Source organism: Chryseobacterium defluvii, assembly GCF_014204415.1.
Lineage (GTDB): Bacteria > Bacteroidota > Bacteroidia > Flavobacteriales > Weeksellaceae > Chryseobacterium > Chryseobacterium defluvii_A.
The window spans coordinates 610,132-628,472 of the sequence record NZ_JACHLE010000002.1 but is presented as its reverse complement, the minus strand read 5'-3'; the positions used below and the strand labels follow the sequence as shown (position 1 = coordinate 628,472).

The 18,341-nt window shown below is 30.9% G+C and carries 15 protein-coding genes; 7 read left to right on the top strand and 8 right to left on the bottom strand.

The features are described from left to right. Window positions 1–396: 396 nt before the first annotated feature. Genes HNP38_RS11350 through HNP38_RS11335 form a run of 4 tightly spaced genes read right to left on the bottom strand, consistent with a single transcriptional unit; the run spans window position 397 to window position 4,125 of the window. Window positions 397–1,740, bottom strand: coding sequence for a DUF4135 domain-containing protein (locus HNP38_RS11350; protein ID WP_184189516.1), 1,344 nt, complete (start codon window positions 1,738–1,740; stop codon window positions 397–399). A 10-nt stretch (window positions 1,741–1,750) separates the two neighbouring features. Further along, window positions 1,751–2,032, bottom strand: coding sequence for a nitrile hydratase subunit alpha (locus HNP38_RS11345; protein ID WP_184189514.1), 282 nt, complete (start codon window positions 2,030–2,032; stop codon window positions 1,751–1,753). 19 nt (window positions 2,033–2,051) lie between these two features. Continuing rightward, window positions 2,052–2,918 (bottom strand): JmjC domain-containing protein, encoded by an 867-nt coding sequence (locus tag HNP38_RS11340; RefSeq protein WP_184189512.1) that lies wholly within the window; start codon window positions 2,916–2,918, stop codon window positions 2,052–2,054. Window positions 2,919–2,922: 4 nt separating this feature from the next. Beyond that, on the bottom strand, window positions 2,923–4,125 hold the full coding sequence (locus HNP38_RS11335) for a hypothetical protein (RefSeq protein WP_184189510.1): 1,203 nt from the start codon (window positions 4,123–4,125) through the stop codon (window positions 2,923–2,925). A 1,070-nt stretch (window positions 4,126–5,195) separates the two neighbouring features. On the opposite strand from HNP38_RS11335, the gene HNP38_RS11325 reads away from it, so the two are divergent. After that, the gene (locus HNP38_RS11325) at window positions 5,196–6,029 is read left to right on the top strand and encodes a tyrosine-type recombinase/integrase (RefSeq protein WP_184189508.1); all 834 of its coding nucleotides are present in this window, start codon (window positions 5,196–5,198) and stop codon (window positions 6,027–6,029) included. Between the two features lie 3 nt (window positions 6,030–6,032). Here the strand turns inward: HNP38_RS11325 and HNP38_RS11320 are convergent, their stop codons facing one another. The 4 genes from HNP38_RS11320 to HNP38_RS11305 all read right to left on the bottom strand — a co-directional run bounded on the left by HNP38_RS11320 (window position 6,033) and on the right by HNP38_RS11305 (window position 12,642). Next, entirely contained in the window at window positions 6,033–6,251 is a 219-nt protein-coding gene (locus tag HNP38_RS11320; protein ID WP_184189506.1) for a hypothetical protein, read from the bottom strand. Continuing rightward, window positions 6,252–6,854 carry a Fic family protein gene (locus HNP38_RS11315; protein ID WP_184189504.1) on the bottom strand — a complete coding sequence of 201 codons (603 nt, stop codon included), beginning with the start codon at window positions 6,852–6,854 and terminating at the stop codon, window positions 6,252–6,254. It abuts the gene before it with no gap. A 124-nt stretch (window positions 6,855–6,978) separates the two neighbouring features. Beyond that, a complete protein-coding gene (locus HNP38_RS11310) occupies window positions 6,979–10,773 on the bottom strand; it encodes a hypothetical protein (RefSeq protein ID WP_184189502.1) in 3,795 nt (1,264 codons plus the stop codon). A 765-nt stretch (window positions 10,774–11,538) separates the two neighbouring features. Continuing rightward, window positions 11,539–12,642 carry an NUMOD4 domain-containing protein gene (locus HNP38_RS11305; RefSeq protein WP_184189500.1) on the bottom strand — a complete coding sequence of 368 codons (1,104 nt, stop codon included), beginning with the start codon at window positions 12,640–12,642 and terminating at the stop codon, window positions 11,539–11,541. A gap of 460 nt (window positions 12,643–13,102) precedes the next feature. Here HNP38_RS11305 and HNP38_RS11300 point away from each other — a divergent pair, with 460 nt between their 5' ends. From HNP38_RS11300 to HNP38_RS11275, 6 genes are all read left to right on the top strand, one after another. Beyond that, window positions 13,103–14,404: a phage integrase SAM-like domain-containing protein gene (locus HNP38_RS11300; protein ID WP_184189498.1), complete on the top strand. Its 1,302-nt coding sequence runs from the start codon at window positions 13,103–13,105 to the stop codon at window positions 14,402–14,404. Between the two features lie 587 nt (window positions 14,405–14,991). Further along, the gene (locus tag HNP38_RS11295; protein ID WP_184189496.1) at window positions 14,992–15,255 is read left to right on the top strand and encodes a helix-turn-helix domain-containing protein; all 264 of its coding nucleotides are present in this window, start codon (window positions 14,992–14,994) and stop codon (window positions 15,253–15,255) included. A 154-nt stretch (window positions 15,256–15,409) separates the two neighbouring features. Next, on the top strand, window positions 15,410–16,306 hold the full coding sequence (locus HNP38_RS11290; protein WP_184189494.1) for a hypothetical protein: 897 nt from the start codon (window positions 15,410–15,412) through the stop codon (window positions 16,304–16,306). A gap of 412 nt (window positions 16,307–16,718) precedes the next feature. Further along, entirely contained in the window at window positions 16,719–17,057 is a 339-nt protein-coding gene (locus HNP38_RS11285) for a hypothetical protein (protein WP_184189492.1), read from the top strand. 17 nt (window positions 17,058–17,074) lie between these two features. Further along, the gene (locus HNP38_RS11280) at window positions 17,075–17,911 is read left to right on the top strand and encodes a hypothetical protein (RefSeq protein WP_184189490.1); all 837 of its coding nucleotides are present in this window, start codon (window positions 17,075–17,077) and stop codon (window positions 17,909–17,911) included. Then, entirely contained in the window at window positions 17,908–18,135 is a 228-nt protein-coding gene (locus tag HNP38_RS11275) for a hypothetical protein (protein WP_184189488.1), read from the top strand. The genes HNP38_RS11280 and HNP38_RS11275 overlap by 4 nt, the downstream gene beginning before the upstream one ends. Window positions 18,136–18,341 lie beyond the last annotated feature (206 nt).

Below are 18,341 nucleotides of genomic sequence, written 5' to 3'. Positions count from 1 at the left end.
CCCACCAAGCATTAGGGAATATAAGTCCTAAAAAATATAAACAAAAAATGAAAGAATCTATCATTTAGAATGGAAACAAAATTGGGTAGCTTACAACGGTTTTAAACTTTATACCGTAAATTTAAGTCATTTTTGTAGCGGTTCTATTGATACTTTACACATTATATCTAAATAATTTGCATTATGAGTGAGTTGAGTACCTGCGGTAACGGTTACAGCTCCATCAAAAGGACTCCGACAATAGGTAAGCCTTTCGTGTATTCCTCTACTTTTTCTAAATCCATGTCAATTTTAATTCTTCATAACTCATTCAAAAAATTCTCTTGGGCCACTTAAATGAGACTAAAATTATTCTGTATTTATGAAGACCTCCCTATTAAATTGAATGTATGACATTTAATAGGATGCTAAATATTTCTCAAATTGTAATACAGCATTAATACTTGTTTTTTTAGTTAGTCCTTTAATTCTTTTTATTGCACGGTCAAATGCCGAAAATTGATATTTACATAGAATTTTGTTATTGTCTAAAAGCAGCCTATTGGATTTAAAAGATAAACTAAATCTAGGTATATCCAATTGAATAATTTCATTTGATTCAGCAAATAATATACTGTTTTCATAGTATTTACTCGCATGAGCATTATATGGAAGATTTTTAAGAACTTCTCTAATATCAGTTTGGATATTATTAAAAATTAAATCATTAATAAATATTTTTTTAATTGCACTATATGCAACCGAGGGTCTTAATGTAACTCTTCCATGGGCGAATTGAAAAAGCTCAAACGGTGAGGTCCTATAGAGTATTTTATTTTTCACATTCAGTAGTAAATTAATTCCAATTTTATATCCTTCTATTAGATATATTTCATGACCATTAACTGAAAACCCTTTATCATTAAAATGAGGTATATTTTTGCAACTCATACATCTTTTTGAAGTAATTGGTTTATTACAAATTTGATTTGTATGAAACGAATCTTCATGAATACATAATGCTTCTGTAATATGTGCTGCCCCAAAAGATAATATATTACCATTAATACTAACATTCCTCTTAGGAACTAAGCCTCCCTCCTTAAATTCATTAAAAATATTATCAGAATATATAGAGTTAGAAGGCGATAAAATCATTTCAGCATCAATAATAGTAGGAAATTTTCCACATGCAACAATATTTGCTCCACACGCATCACGTCCTCCAATTACCCAAATAATCGCTATTAATATTCCTAAATTTCTATAATAATCTAAAATATCCGATTTTGAATTGCATGAATTGTGAGATACAAATTCGCACCATCCATATTTTGATTTGTTTATTATTTTGTACACCGATGATATTTGATGTCCCAATTCAATCCCTAACCAATTAATAAATTCATTCCATGCAATATCCGAAGCAAGATTTCTGGGCTTATATATAAATGATTTTTTTGCTAAGGATAATTGAATAGGTCGTCTTTGATTATTGTGACTTTCTTGAATTATCCATTTGGAGATAACACTAGATTTTAAACTGTTATTGGTCAAGATTACCAAATCAGACGCTAAGTTATATTCATATTCTTTCCAAGCTTCATTCATATTTAATTCAACTACATTAAAAATTTGTTTTGCGGTTGAAGTTAAATCTAAATCTAGAAACTCCGTATTTAAAGACAATTCTTTTCTAATCCTCGAAAGTGCCTGCTTATAACTTTCAAGATCTGAACACATCATTCCTTGATGAGACATAAGACAAGATTTATCCTGGGTCTGTATCAATTTGGAGACGTTGTGCAACTAATTTTAAAATATCTTCTTTAGAAAAATTGATTTCTTCAGGAGCTGTGGGAATAACAACATGAATTTCTTCATCAGTATTGATGTGAACTATAACCTTAGAATTTCGCTTTGGAAATTGAAAGCCTTCTTCTTCTAAAATTTTTGTAGGATTATTAATTAGATTCTCCATATACTCTGGATTAGTCCAAGCTTTAACGGTTACTCTGTTTAATACCTCGCGAGATGTTTCTTTTACTTTCATTTTGATGAATTTTTATTAATTATAAATACCTGATTTTAGCTTTTTTTTCAAGAACTAAATTAAACAATTTAGTTTCAAATTTCAAATTCTTTAAAACTTCTTCTAATTCTGGAATTAGATTGCCATTGAAATCTCTTTGAAAGAGATTTACAATCATTTTATTCTCTTTAGATGTCATATTAAGAGAGGTTTGTAGAATTAGCTCTAAGAGCAAATCTGAATATGTGACAGAATCAATGTCAACAGTAACATGTAGGGATGGGAGATGCTCCGCAAAAGCCCAATGTACCATTCCTCTTGGAAGGTATAATATGTCATTGTCAAACATAGATATTATTGTATGTGGTGAATTCATAACTTCTGGAGATACTAAAAAGCCTTGTCTTCTTGTTGCCAACTCAATTTCAAAGTCACCAATATGCCATTCTTTACTACCACTCATTTGCATAACGAATACATCATGAGTGTCAAAATGTGGAGAAAAACCTTGTGAATTTTCAGGTGTTAAAAATGCGGTAAGTGAAATATACGCTTTCATATCTTTACCTAAATCTATAGCAAATTGTTTTGATAAATCATCATTCAATTCAACTTGATTCAATATTAATGTCGCACCATTATTATATTTTTCCATTGCCCAATCGTATAATTGGTAAGGCTCCATCGGCAATGGAGCAATATATACATTTCCCTCTTTGTTTGCTCTAATATTCTCAGGGTGAGTAAAAGCTGATTTTAGCAATGCTACTTTGAACATTTCAGTATTGAATTGAAATAAGCAGGAATTAGCTGATTTTATTTGAAGATATTTCTTTTCGTAATAAGCATCATAAAAATCCTCAACTGGACAAGAATGTAATAGTTGTGATAGTAAACTTAATGCCATTTCTTTAATGAATTAATGTTAGTACTCCTTCTAAAACTAATTTCTTAACAACTTCATACCTTGATTCTTCTGAATAGATTATAGGCAAATCATTTATTGTAAATTTTTTTTGCATACTGAAAATGGATTTAAGTAAATGAAATGATTCTATTGGAAAAACCAACCTTCCGGGTTCCCAGTCTCTATCGTCAACTAAAGCCAATCCAGGAACAAACAAATGAATTTCATTCCCGGCCTCATACTGATACCTTATTATATCTGCAGCTTTGGAAATTAATGAGTTTACAGAAAGAGAATTAATTTTATTTACATTATTTAAATGGTAACCAGGTAATGGTTTTAACTTCGTCATCAAATTTACCCATAGACGATTTATCGTTTGAAGTTGTATCTGTTTTGAACGCGATTTTTCAATAAACTTAATAAGTAAATCATTAAAGTTTACATGTAAACTTTCATAATTATGTTCATTAATTGATCTTCGAAACGTAATATCGTTCTCTGCAATAATATCAACTAGACAAGTTAAATAGTCTAAGTTTATATAGGGAGTGAAATTGATTACTAAATAAATGGAATAAGAATCTTGAGTTACTACATTATACTTGTGATTTTGCTTGATAAAAAGAACTTCTCCTTCAGACAATATTACCTCTGAGTAGTCAGTATTGTGTTTGATATCGTTACTATTAAGATCACTAACTTGTTGATGATAAATTTTCCAACGAGTGCTTCCTTTTGTTTGAATAACTATCTTATTTTCATTTGATAATAAGCTAAATGTGGTGATTTCGATAACGTGTGGCAATAAGAAAGCATCAATAGTGATATTAGAAAATAAGGATTGAGTCGAAATAGCTTCAAGTTTAGAAAGCACAGGAAAAACTTTATTAATTTTATGTATTTGAAGGTTATTACCTGCTATGTATTGATCAATTGCCCATCTAAATAAATCTTTATTTTCCCTTCTCCTAGGCGGTGAAACTCTTTGATTACATGTATTGTAAACTCTCAAATGACTTGATAAAATTCTTTCATTATTCCAAAGTAGATTTTCATATTCTTCTATTCCAAATTTAGGATTAACACTTGATTTATTTCGTTTGAAGTGATGAAAAGCAGAATTTTTCACGTTTTTAAGAAAATCATCAATAGTAATTGGTGAAAGTATATTTTCAAGTGAGTCTAATTGTATTACTGAGTCCAAGATTTCATTTTTATTAAGTATGAACTAATTTATTTTGATTGATTTTCTATTGGTATAGATATATGGAACAATTTGAAGAGATTCTCTAAAATAAATTTTCTGAACTTTTTGGTCAAAAATATAGATTAACCATTTAGTATAAGAAAATTATTATTTAATGTTTATTTTAAGAGCCTGTTTAAATTTTATTCAATAATAATTTTATAGCAGATAATTTGACCTTACTTTCAGAAGAGTCCATCAGGAGCTCATAGTTTCTACATAGTCTTCTATCATTATCAAACCCGGAAAAAGTTTGTTCAATAATCCATCTTTTATGCATGCTTTCTTATCCCTTCGTATAACGACTTTTATTATGTAACCAAATTTAGTTTTTATTTCGTAACAGCCATCTGCCAAAATTATCTGAAATCACAGGGCAATAACCGCCACTGACAGCCTATTTTTAATATGTAATTAATGGCATTCCAAATGATAATTAAGTCATATTTTCGTTTTTCGTTATCAAAATTAGTGTTTTTTCTAATTATCACTAAGTTTGTGTTAAATTCATTGAATCCATTGCTATTGTTTGTTTTGCAGCTCTAAAATGACAATTTTTTATTCAGGTGTAACTCTTACTCTTTTTATTTTTACATTTTTAAATAGGCTCTAATTTTTTATTTATAGATTTGAATTTATAGAAAAACATTATTGTCATAATACTCTGTGAAAAAATACAAAAACATTAGTTTTAGAATCAACCTCTTCTCCACTTCATTTACTTATATTTGTTATACTAGTCATCTTTGTAGTCAAATAATAATTCGTTGACATCTATTTATTCATGAAATATCATTATAAATCAAATATAGTTAGCCAAACACTAATTTAAAATACCACTTTTGTGTAGTTTTAGTAAATTGAAGATTCTCTGTTAGGCACTCCATATTTCATAATATATAAATTTATGTGTTTAATAGATATTATCTGCATAACTTGCGTTTATCCTGATTATATTTTCTCATAAAAAACTAAAAATCATCTCATTATTTTTGCTTATCTTAGGATAAACGCACAAACTAATACCCATGATTACAAAACTTATTGAAGAATTTGTTGTACATCTCCGTGCCCAACGGTATTCTGAGAAAAGTATAAAAACATACAGGTCTCATTTATGTTACTTTCTAAATCTTTTCTATGAGTATGAACCAGAAAACCTTACTTCCAAACAACTTGAAGATTTTATCATTTGGCTAATAGAGAAAAAGAAAATAGGAGAATCTTATCAAAAAGCAATAATTGGAGTCATTACCAAATTCTATAAGGAACTGCTTCAAAAAGATATTGATTTGAAACATCTTTACCCCCAAAAGAAAGAAATTAAACTACCTAATTTTTTGATGCGAGAGGAAGTAAAAAAACTATTAGAAGTCACGGAAAATCTTAAGCACAGAACAATTCTTACTACTATTTATTCCTGCGGTCTGCATTTAAGAGAGGTTTTGAATGTCAGACTGACTGATATAAAAATAAAGGAGAAAATTATCCTGATAAAAGAGATAAGGTACAAAAAGGAAAGAACTATAACCTTATCTGATAAACTATTAAATCTGCTAAAGGAATATAAAATCATCTATCGACCAGCAATTTATTTATTTGAGGGACAAAATGGAGAGAAGTATTCTGAACGAAGTGTGCAGCAGATTTTTCAAAATTCTTTAGAAAAAACAGGAATTACCTCCATAGCAACGGTTTGTACCTTGAGACATTCTTATGCAATACATCTTTTGGAAAATGGAATAGATATAAAAACCATTCAGGAATTATTAGGACACCGTAATATTACGACTACTAAAATTTATCTTCAGATTATGGACACATTTAAGGAGAAAGTGAGAAGTCCTTTGGACTTATTGTGATAATTAACGATCTGTTTTTCTGTCGTCTCTGCCTAGAATTATTTGCTCCCGATTACTGTCAAGAGTATAGGTTCTTGTTTTTTTGGAAGGATTTTCGATCTGAATAAAATTCTGCTCTATCCATTTTTTGATAAGTCCATTAGCACTTCTTGTACCTACACCCAAGTGGTCTGCAATTTCCTGTACATTTACTTCCCTGCTCTGTTGGAACAGGGATAACACCTAACGTTGTTGTGGACGAAGCTCACGCAATTTTTCGGTATGAAATTTTATATTTTCTCCGGTTCCTTGATTCTCGTTTGCCCACTCCCTACTCTTGGTTTTTGATTTTTGGTTCTCACTAAACGCTTTTTCGCATACTCTTTGGAAGGCAGTTGCCATTCCTTCTATAAAGTATTCTAAAAAAGGAGTAATATCTGCTTCTGCTCTTGCGAAATAATAGTTATGACTTTTCCCAATGGCTAATGCATTATAATATCCTTGCAGGTTTTTGGCATAATATTCTTCCAATGAATAAATACCTTTCATTCCGTAACCTGTTTTGTGAAGAATGAAGGTGGTTAATAAACGGGCTGTTCTTCCGTTTCCGTCATAGTAAGGATGGATAGTTGCAAATTGATAATGAGCTAATCCTGCAATAATGGGAGCGGGAAGTTCTTTAGTCTTTATTTGTTCGTTGATCCATTTTGTGAGAGCTTTCATCAGCAGAGCTACATCTTTTGCTTCGGGTGGCATATAGAATCCTGTTCCCGTGCCCCTCATCTCAATTTCTAACAGCCGATTGGCTATGGCAGGAGTGATCTGAAAGTTAGGATGGAACTGCATTTCTTAATGGTTATGTATAAACTGTATAACACAACATAGTATAATAAGTTATTTTTAAATTGCAAATAAAACGGGATTAAATAATGAATTTTGAGCATTTTTGCGCAGGCCAAACGTGTTGGCGTCAATATTCTAACCTATCTCTTTCTGCTCTTTCATCCATTCTTTTAGCATCAGATAAATAGCCTTCTTTCATATGTTTGAATATTTCAGCAACATTTGGGTACTTATTCTTAAAGTCGTTCTCTAATTTTTCAAAATAAGCTGCTTTTTCTCTTTCAATGTTTCCTCCCTCAAATGCTGTCCTTGAAGAGAAACTTCTTTTGTTAAATAAAGCAGAAGAATAATTATTCTTTAAACTCTCCGTGTTTATTTCTTCAATTAGTCGAAAAATTTTTTCTTCTGGCCATAATGGACTATTCTCAGGGTATTGTGCCAAAATTTTTCCAATTTCAGCATCAGCAACCTCTAATCTACTTACACTTTCTGCTAAATTCCTTGCGTTTGTGACCCATCTTTTCAATTCTGCCTCATCAATAGAATTATCTTCTTTCATTCCTGGAAGTTTCTTCCAAGAATGTAACAAATGATAGGCATGCTTTGCTCGATTTTGGATTAATTCATCTGAAATTTCTTCTCTTTCTTTTTGTAATAATTCTTTGTCCTTAGGTGTGTAAATCAATTTTAAAACTTCAATAAAGAACTCAGGATTGTTTGCTAATTCTTCTTCCAAATTTTTTGGATTTCTTCTTGTCCCATATGAATCTAGAATTGGGAGATAGATCCATTCTAAATTGATGAGAGCTGATTTTTCAATATCTTCTCTCTTGTCAAGTTCTTCAAAAATTCTTTCAATTTCATACCCCCCAAATCTTGGAGCTTCACTTGCCTCCTCTGTACCCGCTTTTTTGAGCACTTCGACGAGAAGATTACTTGGAATTATATTTGTAAAATGAGATGCAATATCAATGACGGAAAAGAATCGTTTATATTTCAAAAGCATTTCTATACCGAAGACTTTCTCTTCATTGCTAATATGATAAAAATGTGGATTGACATTTAGCCAATATTCATTTTGTGTATCTTCATTTAAAGAAACCACAAAATTCCATAATTGCTGGTTTTGATCTAGTGGAATAAGAACATTAGCAAGCGCTTTGTTACCAAATCCTTTATCTTGTAACTTCTTAAAAAGAGATTTTATCCAATCAAAGTTTTCAATTATTGATTTTCGGTAAATGAAGTTTTGAACAAAGCTAATGGTATTTCTTTCGTCATTTAAACACTCACAAACTGAAAGAATATCTGATTGATTTGTAACTACTCTTGCCAAAGCATCACCTAGTAACCAATTTTCTTTAACCTGCTTTCGCAATTCCAAAGTGGCATTTAAACCTAATTCTTGAAGAAAAAAAGTTACTGCGGTCTTTCTAGCTTCATCTATAAGTTTTTTTTGTTGTTCGTGCCTTTTCTCAAATTCATTTTCTACATATCTGAAACCTTCTGGAAATCCAGGCCAATGATTATTGAAAAGCCAAATGTATTTATTGACAATATCGGCAGGCTGAAGTTTGTTATACAAATTTTCCAGCCTAGCTAAATCCGATTCAGGCAATGCCCAATCAGTATCAGGATGCGACCTGTGATGATTTAGAATTCCTCGAATAGCTTCCCAGGTTGTAAATTTTTCTTGTTTGACATTCGTATATGTAGCATCCGCCCAATCTATAACACTTTTTCTATCACCTGAAGAAAGATTGGTTATTTCCTTTATAAGTTGGGAGAATTTTTCTTCATTGTTATCAAAAAGCTTTATAAGCATTTCAATAACTGCTGAATGTGTATTCCATATCTCCTGATAAGTATAAGTTAGATTAGTATTCTTATCAAACATTCGCCAACGCATTTTGTGTGTTGGGTGGGCAATTCCATGATGGTCAGGAAGCATTCTGATTAGTAGGGTCCAACCTGATTCCTTTTCTTTTTCAGTAACGTATCTAAGAATTTCCATTCTTTCATCATATGATGCAAGAGTTTGATAGTGCCAAGGTTTGAAAATTTCTGAAATACTGTTTAATGGTCTATTTGATAAGCTTCCACCTGGGTCAAGTCTTGAAAGTTTTAGCAATATCAAGCTAACGTCTCTTAGATATTCAGGTAGCCAAGCCAAATTTTCAAGTGCCCACAACAAACCTGTATGGTGACTTGTTTCATGCAAAAAACCTTCTTCCTCTTTGAACATATCCATTATCTCAGATTGTTCTTTTTCTAAGGAATTTTTTACTGATTTAAGAAAGCTTTCCGGAGATGCTTCTGAAATGAGAGGCAATTCGTGATCAACAGAAATCCATATTTCTCCACTTGCATTGTTGAGCAAATCAAAAATGATATTATCAACCCAATTTTGGGGATTGTTAAGATTCGGGATTTTTACTCCATCCAAGCGTCCAATTAAAATTAAGGATTGTGTTAATCCTTCTCTTAACCAATTAGAGTATTTCTTTCTTTTATTGAAATAAGCAGCGAAATTGTTTTTTTCTTCTGGTTCAATTATCGGATTTCCATTTTTGAAGGCTAATACATAACACTCTTGAATATTCTGAAAGTCTTTAGGTGTAAGTTGAGAAGAAAGGGCTGTCCACAAATCCAGAGGTGAGGTTAACCGCCAAGTTTCACCTATTTGAATAATGGGAGATTCTTCAAAGTTCTTCCACCTGTTTAGGATAACTAAATAGTCAGAATATTTTTGTTGGGAAAGTTTTTCAATTAGTTCAACATCTCCTGCAAAAGTTTCGTTCCATCTTCCCAGTAAAAGAGCAGGAATTATCTCACGGATATTTTCTTTCTCAATCCATTTTGCCTGGTAGTATGGGAATCCCAGTAATTTTTTGAGTATAGTAATGTTTCTGCCTGATTCTCTAGAAAATTTTTCCGCATCTTCTCGTAATATCCCGCTTTTAATTAGTGCGTTGATTTGACCATCTCTATCAATTGTTGGTAATGTAATTGTTTCTTGATTAAAGTCGTCATCTGCACCTAGAGGAACTAAAACGTGATGACCGTTACTCACAGCTGCATATAGAGGTTGAGCGTCATCAAATCGTGGTATTAGATTTAATGGATTATAGGTATTTATCCTTATGCCACGAAAATTTCCTTCAGTATCTACTATTAATGCTTTAGAAAAAAATCGGTCAAACTCTTCTGTTGAAAATAGTTTTGCTGATGCAATTATGAAAGCAATTGCTTCATTCTTTGTTGACGCTTTTATGCCTTTGATTGTAGGATATCCTTGTAATGCTGATAATAATAAGTCTTTCTCATATTCTCTTCCTGCGATTACACATTCTGGTGAAAGAACTAATCCTTTTGGCCCCATCGACCATTCTTCCCAAAATTCATCAGCAGTCATTATACCATCAAATGGATATGCTCCAACTCCGTCTTGTGAAGCAAACCAGCGAGAAACAGATAAAGCATTGTCAAGCCACTGCTCTAAATCTACCGAATCATATACTTTAACATCTTTCCAATGACTTTCTGCTTTCTTTTCTTTGACCCATTCGTCTTTCTTTGTCCAAAGTCTTGGTGTAACAAAAATAAAAACAGATTCACTTGGATTAAATCCGATAGAATTCTTTTTTCTTTTGTCATAATCATCATCTGCTTTGCCTTTACAATCTGAGGTTGTACCGAATTCCCATAAAGAAGTTCCCTGAGGTACATAAGAGGTTTCTGTTTCACACTCAACAATGCCATCCCACCCACCAATATAAGTAGCACTGCCTGAAGGGAGATTTGCTTTCGTACTTGCGGGTGTTGTCGCTCTGATTAATCGTGAAATAAGATATGGTAGGGCTGTCTTTGAAAAGGTAGTATCAGCCCAATTTTCAAGGTTATTTCTAGTAACAAGTTTCATATTTGATTAAAGTTATTGTCGAAGTATTGGCTTATCCGTTCATTTGTCTGTCAGTTTAATGTTTGCACAGTCGCCGATAGGATAATCTTTACGACTTGCCAAATTTTAATATACTGTTTGCAGATGATAATTGAAAAAATTGTGTCTTTTGTTCTTCTTCTAATTTATAAGTTTGTTCAATAAATTCCTTGTGCAGTTCTTAATACTCTTGCTCTGTTTTGTTACTTGCATAAAGCTGGAAACCCACACTTATCATTTTTTCAATTGTTACTCTTCCATTTTCTCTCAATTGCCACAAATCAAAAATTCTAAATTGTAAAATTATTGTTGCAGCTAAAGAACCGATAGTAGAAATTATGATCAACAATAATTTTCCTATTGAGCTAAAAAATTCTTTATCAGAAAATGCAGCAAGTATTGCAGTCGCAAATCCACAAAGAATGGAAAGACTTTGGCAGACATACCATAGATTTAAACTCCGTGCTACGCTTTTAGAATACCATGGTTTATAACTCTTTCTAAATATTTGATAAACTTCAGAAACTCACTTTTTGCAGTTACAATTTCAGTATTTTCCATAACAATATTAGATTAAGTATTTGTTGCACAACTAAATTAAGGATAAATCCCATAAATTGTAGCATACAGGAATAAAAATTTCTCACTATAAAGTAGTCTCTCACAATTGGACAGCTGAAAGATTTTTCTCTGACTTTTCCCTCTTAAGAAAAGAATAAACAGGACGTAACGAAAGTTTTGAAATATCTATATTCCACAACGGTCACTTTGATTGACAACACCTAGTGTTCTGTCACTCAGATCAAATTCTTCTACAAAACAATAATAAAGAAACCTGTTAAGCCTTATATTGACCTGTTTCCGATTATAGTATAAATTAGTATGTAAATAATATGATTCTTCAGAATAGAAGCCCACTAAAAGCGATACGATTCGTTCCCTTAAAAATAGTTTGTTTTTGGTTTGTGTTGTCCAGATATTCAGCCGTTTTATCCTGCCCTTATTTGAAATAAGGAACTGATCCCCGACACCGGGAATCGGTTTCCATTGTTCGTCCGGAAGATCCTCAAGGGATAAGTTCATACAGGCAGGTGGATTGTTTTCATCTATTTCAGGCTTGCCAAGCCTTTTCCAAAGAGCCTTGTTGAATATTTTATCGGATGTATTTTTTGCAGTCGGAATAAAGTCCTCTTTTGTAGGGCTATAGTCTTTCAAAAACCACCGGAAATTTCCTGCTATGAATTTCTCTTTTTCGATGACATCCAAAATATTTGTACGGTCAATACCAAGTGTATTGGCGGCTGCATCCATACATTCAAAAGAAGCAATAAAAGTACCTTCAACGGTATACTGGCTTACCGTCCTGCTAAAGTTTCTTTTCTTGCCTCTTCCTAATTTCATGGTTTTATAATGTATTTCACTTACTGATAGTTTTTCTAAGTTATCGGCATGGACATGGAACTGGTTATTATCTTTAAATGATATAAGGAGTTTATGATTTGTCATATCAAATTTTTCAACAAAATGATAATAGACCAAACGGGGAATTGATTTTCCATATTCCTTTCCTTCCAATGCCAACCCGCATCGGACTGTATAACAGTCTTTTTTCAACTGTTTATTGAAGTATTTGAAGACTCGTGGTTTCTTAATATGATCTGCCATTCTCCATTTTCCTCCATTTGAGTTTATAATACAACGTTCAAGGCTCTTTATCCTTCCATAATTGGAAATTGCATAGCTATCAAAACCTTCAATAAGCTTCCATTGCTCATCAGGGAGATCTTCGAGGGAAAAGTTGGAAAGAACTTCTTTAAGGTATTTATCTTCTATGTCGGTAGGCAGCTTCATATGGTAAAATTTCCTTTTGCATATTAATGAATGAATACGATATGATATTCAATTATTTAAAACAAAAATAGGAAACTTTGAAAAAACACTAAAATTATCAAAAACGGTCACAGGATTTTTTGGGTACAACAATTTTGATTTTTTCTAAAAACACCAAAGTGTATCATTTTAAACCAATTAAAACCGAGAAATGTTGTACCTATGTTGTACCCATGATTTTTAGGGCATAAAAAAAGCCCTCTTAAAAGAGAGCTAATGTGCTGATTGTCAGCTAGTACCCCAGGCGGAAGTAACCATTTAATTTTATTCACTCTTACATTATCTTAAATCCCTTTATTGACAGCCATTTTAGTTCAATTGAATTAAAATAAATTCAATTAAATTAAGTGACATTTTAATTAAAGTCGGGAGTAAATCGGAAAAATTAATTATCTTTATACACATCTAAAATAGACATTTTATGGCAAATATAGAATTTGGGGTTTATAGTAAAAAAACTCCAATAAATCTCAATATACGATTTTATCATAATAAAATTGATATTAACGCAAAGACCAATATTTTTGTTTTTGATACTGATTATAAATATAAAAAAATCGCAAAAGGTAAAAAGAGTACACGAAGTATTGATGTAACTAACAATTCAGTAAAAGAAAAGACGGAAAAACTAAAAAGATGTGTTTATGACAAATTTATAGAGGACTTTCCAAGAGGTAATACTATAAATTCAGATTGGCTTATTAAAATTATTAATGAGTTCCATGACAGACCGAACACAGAGGATGACCCAAAATATTTCTTTGTTCCTTTTGTTGAAAAACATATTGAAACCTTGAAAACTAAAATCAATCCCAAAACTGGAAAATTATTAGATCCTAAAACTATTACACGATACAATTATTCACTAAGTATAGTAAAAGATTTTCAGGAATATGCAGAAGTAAAATTAAGAACGACAGATATTAATTTAGAATTTCATAATGATTTCTTATTTTACTGTAAAGAAATACGTATTTATGGAAATACAACAATTGAAAAGTTTTTGAGCCATATTCGTTTTTTTGTTAGAGAAGCAGACGGAAAGGGCTATAAAACGAATGCAGAATCACAAAGTGATAAATTCACTATTAAAAAAGATGAAACAATTGATACTTACCTAAATGAATACGAAATTAATCTGATTTTTAACTATAACCTTTCAGACAATGATAGGCTAGATAACGTAAGAGATTTATTTATTGCAGGTTTATGGACAGGGCTTAGAATATCAGATTTGAAAAGAATAAACAGTTTTGATATTTCTAATAACAGAATAAAAATTGTAGAAACGGAAAAAACCAATAGTTTTATTGAAATACCTATCCATCCACAATTAAAATCTATTCTTGAAAAACGAGAGGGTATTTTACCTGAAATTAGCGACCAAAGATTTAATGAATATGTCAAAGAACTTTGTGAGTTAGTTGGAATTGATGAAGTGATTTTGGGAGGTTTGAAAAATCCCGAAACCAACCGTAAAGAGAAAGGTTACTATCCAAAATTTATGCTGATTGCTTCACATACCTGCCGTAGGTCTTTTGTATCAAATCATTATGGAAAATTAGATGATAAAACCATAATGGCAATTACAGGACATAAATCACATAGCCAGTTTTTGGATTATGTCAAAACCTCAAAAAGAGAACACGCTGAAAAATTGGAGAAATATTGGGAAGAACAGGAAAAGTTGAAAGAAAAAGAGCCAAAATTGAAAATTGTATAATATTTTGGCACATTAATTGAATACTTGAAAAGCAGATTTAAGTTCTAAAAACAACTATTTAGAATGTTATCAGACTAGATGTTCTTTATTCAACAAAATTTATACTGTAATATTAGGATGCGTAGCATAATACATACCTCAAAGTGTAAATATAAGTATGTTGAAAATCTATATAGGAGATTAATTTCTCTACGGTGCAACTTTGGAGCGCGACCAAATAAAAAAATTGTAGGCACTATGTAGGAGGAAATCATGTCCTCAAAAATAATAATAGGAGAATATATTTTTCTCTACGGCACAACTTATGGAACGTAACCATGTAAAAAAATTTACGGTGCTATGATAGGGAAAATTATGTCTTCAATCAATTAAGCATTGCAGCCTAAGCAAATAAAAAAACTAGTGTCGCTTAATTACATGGGATAATTATGTTTAAAAATAAAATTTAAGACCAGCTCTTTAAGAGTTTGGTCTTTTTTTGTGCCTAAAAATTGACAAAATAAATAAAAAAATAACAAGATAGGAAATCCTTTTAGGGTTTCCTTTTTTGTTGGTATTAATCAGAAACAAAATAAAAAATAAATATTATGATACAGTTAATTTCAATTTCAAAAGACGAACTAATGCAGGAATTTGAGCAAATAGTTTACAAAGTATTAGAAAAAATGCAACAGGGTCAAGCACCAAAAGATCAAAAAGATTTTTACACTCGTGAAGAAACTGCAAAACTGTTAGATGTTAGCTTGACCACTCTGTTTCATTGGAATAATGACGGAACTTTAAAAAATACCAAAATAGGTAAAAGAGTTTATTACTCTAAAAGTGAGGTTTTAGCTCGTTTAAATCCTTAAATCTACTTCTTACAGTTCGTTATTTAGCTTTTCCTGTTATACTGCTGTAAATACCTTTAAATCACCTTTAATTTAATCATAAGCCAATATTTAGTCTTAGTAAATTATACTAAGGAGATATTGCTATGTCTGAATATTAGAAAAACAGTAAAAAATGATAGACTTTATTAAAATATATACCAATAATAAGGAGGCATTAGAAACCAATCTCAAAAATAAATTTGATGATACAATATGCTCTCTAAACTATTATACAGGAGAATTACAATATCCATGCAGGAGATATTTTGAAAATATGGAAGTTAGAATTACTAATACTATGGCAATAGTAAGAAATTCAATCCATAAATATTTCAATATGATAAACGATTTAGGAAGTAATAATTATACTGATTTTTATTATAGTGATATGATAAAAGCATTTGATCTCCTGCAAATTGATCTTGACGAAAATATTGAAGATTGTAAAATAACCAATTTAGAATTTGGGTTAAATATCAGAACTTCTCAAAGTCCTAAAACCCTTTTAGAAAACAACTTTATCATGTATAATTTTGATGATTTTAGTCAAATAGATACTTTTGGAGGTTATGGGTATTATAAACAATATAATAGACGTGAATATCTTGTAAAAATCTATGACAAAGGCTTACAGTTCCGCTTGCCTTACAACCTAATGAGGGTCGAGATTAAAATAACTGATAGCAAAATGTTAAAAAACTTTGGAATTTATACTACTAAAGACATTTATAATAAAAGTAGTCTGAAAGTGCTATTTAACCACCTTATAAAGGCATTTGATGAAATAAATATTATTGATAATGGCTTTACAGATCAAAAAATGCCGCATCATACCAAAACATTTATAGAAATAGGTAAAAGTTCCTCATTCTGGAGAGAAATTAAACAAAATAAATCATCAAGCCATTATTATGATATGAGGGATAGATATAATATGTTATTGGATAAATATGAGTTAAATACCATAAAACAGGAATTAAAGGATTTACTCGTGGATAAATTTGACCTATTGATTGAGGAGGAGTATTGAGTACAGTTGTGTATTATGTTGTTTGGAGCGATTGAGGAGTTAGAAAGGACAAAACCGAAGTATATATTAAGAAGAATTTGTCCTCAATAAAAATTTTATTTTCATAAGTTTTAGGAATGGTTTTTGAATGTTCGATATGGATTGCAAAATTTATATATTTGTAATTCAAATTTTATCGAAAAAATAAAGCGTTGGCTTTTATTCTGTTAAAAGGAAATCTGGTACATTTCAATTATATCACAGAGTAAACAGTTGATGCCTCCACCTATGGCGTGGTAGGCTATCTTGTTTCTTGTTTGTGATATAATGGTTTACCAGAACCTCCTTTTAGCAAATTAAGAGCTTTAGTCTCCACGCTGTTTGCATTTATTAACCTTTCACTTTGGGACTGAGTGGGTAAAAATTTTCACTTATGAAAAAACTATTATTCACGATTGGTTTAACCTTACCAACACTATTTTTTGCACAACAAAACAAATGTGATCTACCAAAAGATTATCAAGAGCCAAAACCAGACAAAAAAATTCAATCATTTCTAAAACGTGGTGATGCTACTATTGAAGATCTTAGAAAGCATATTGCAGTAGAAAACGACTGCGATCTGAAAGATGTAATCTTTTTAAGAATTTCGGAACAAAAAGGAAATGGAATGTACTCGGTTTGTGTTGCAGGGAAACCAATGAAGTATAAAAGAATGGGCACCGTTTTTATGGGTGCGGAGCAAAATCCTTTTGATACAGTTTCTAAATAATCCTTAAACCCAACTGTATGAAAAAGGTCTTACCATTATTGTTTTTGGGGAGTTTTCTGATTGTTAATGCTCAATCAGGTATAGTTACATTAGATGAACAGTTTAACACCTCTGGAATTAGTGATATGGCTCCTAGTTATCAGCCTGTAATAGAGCCTCCCCGACCAAAACAGAATTTATTTTCTGATTGGGGTCAATCTCCTGCCATATCACCTGATATAACTCCTAAAATAAATGATATTATAAAGGATATAAGAAAAATAAAATCTCCTCAAATAGAACAAGAACCCGATAAAGTTCAAGAAGTTATTGACGAAATGTTTCCAAATAGTAATAAAATAGATGTTGTTACTTGTAAAACCCCTGTTTCCCAAACTGTAATGCCGGTAGAACAAAAACCTGCTATTTATGAAAATTCAAAAAAACAGAGCAGTTTTGATATTGATGGATTATTAAATCTACTTACAATACCACTTTTAATATTTGGAATAGTATTGTTTTTTATTTGGTTTCTTTCAAAAAACAAAGTAGATGTAAAGTTTGATGTTGCCACAACACCTAAAACAAAAGAAAACTATCTTTCATACAGTCAAAGGAAGGAGAAGTTGAAAGAAACCCTTATTGAATCAGCCAAACAAGCACTCGTTTTAGATTTAATGGAAATGGAAATAAGAGGAATGTTAGATGATCGGGAAATAGCTACACAAACACTTTTGAGGACTTATCAGGAAATTTCATTGGATCAGTCAAATGAATATTCCAAATCAGCCAACATTCCAAAAAATGAAGTAGAAAAACTAATCAATAATGTTTATCAAATATTAAAGGTTCAATATTATAAATCCACAATATGAAAAATCACAAAATCCATTTAAAACAGAGTGATAATCAGTTTCCAAATGATAAAGAAATAAGGATGGCTTTAAGAAAATTGGGATTGAAAGATATTGCATACTCTATATTAAAGACTATTGAATTTGCCGAATTATCTGAGAGAGATTTAAAAACAGTAATAACAAGCAAACCTCAAAATTCATTGGAAGGACTATTGAAAATCAGTTATTACAAAACTTTTTAATAAAAAAATAAAAACCTTTCCAACCTTTTCAAAAATATTTGCATCTCTAATATAATACGACACGTTTTGTCGCTAGCAGGCTATAGATTTGTAAAATGAGAATAATTTATGATAAAATTCATGGAAAAACTCAACGAATTATGATTTTGAGGCACAATATTTGCAACAATGTTAACGTTTTTATAAATAAAAATTAAACACTAAAT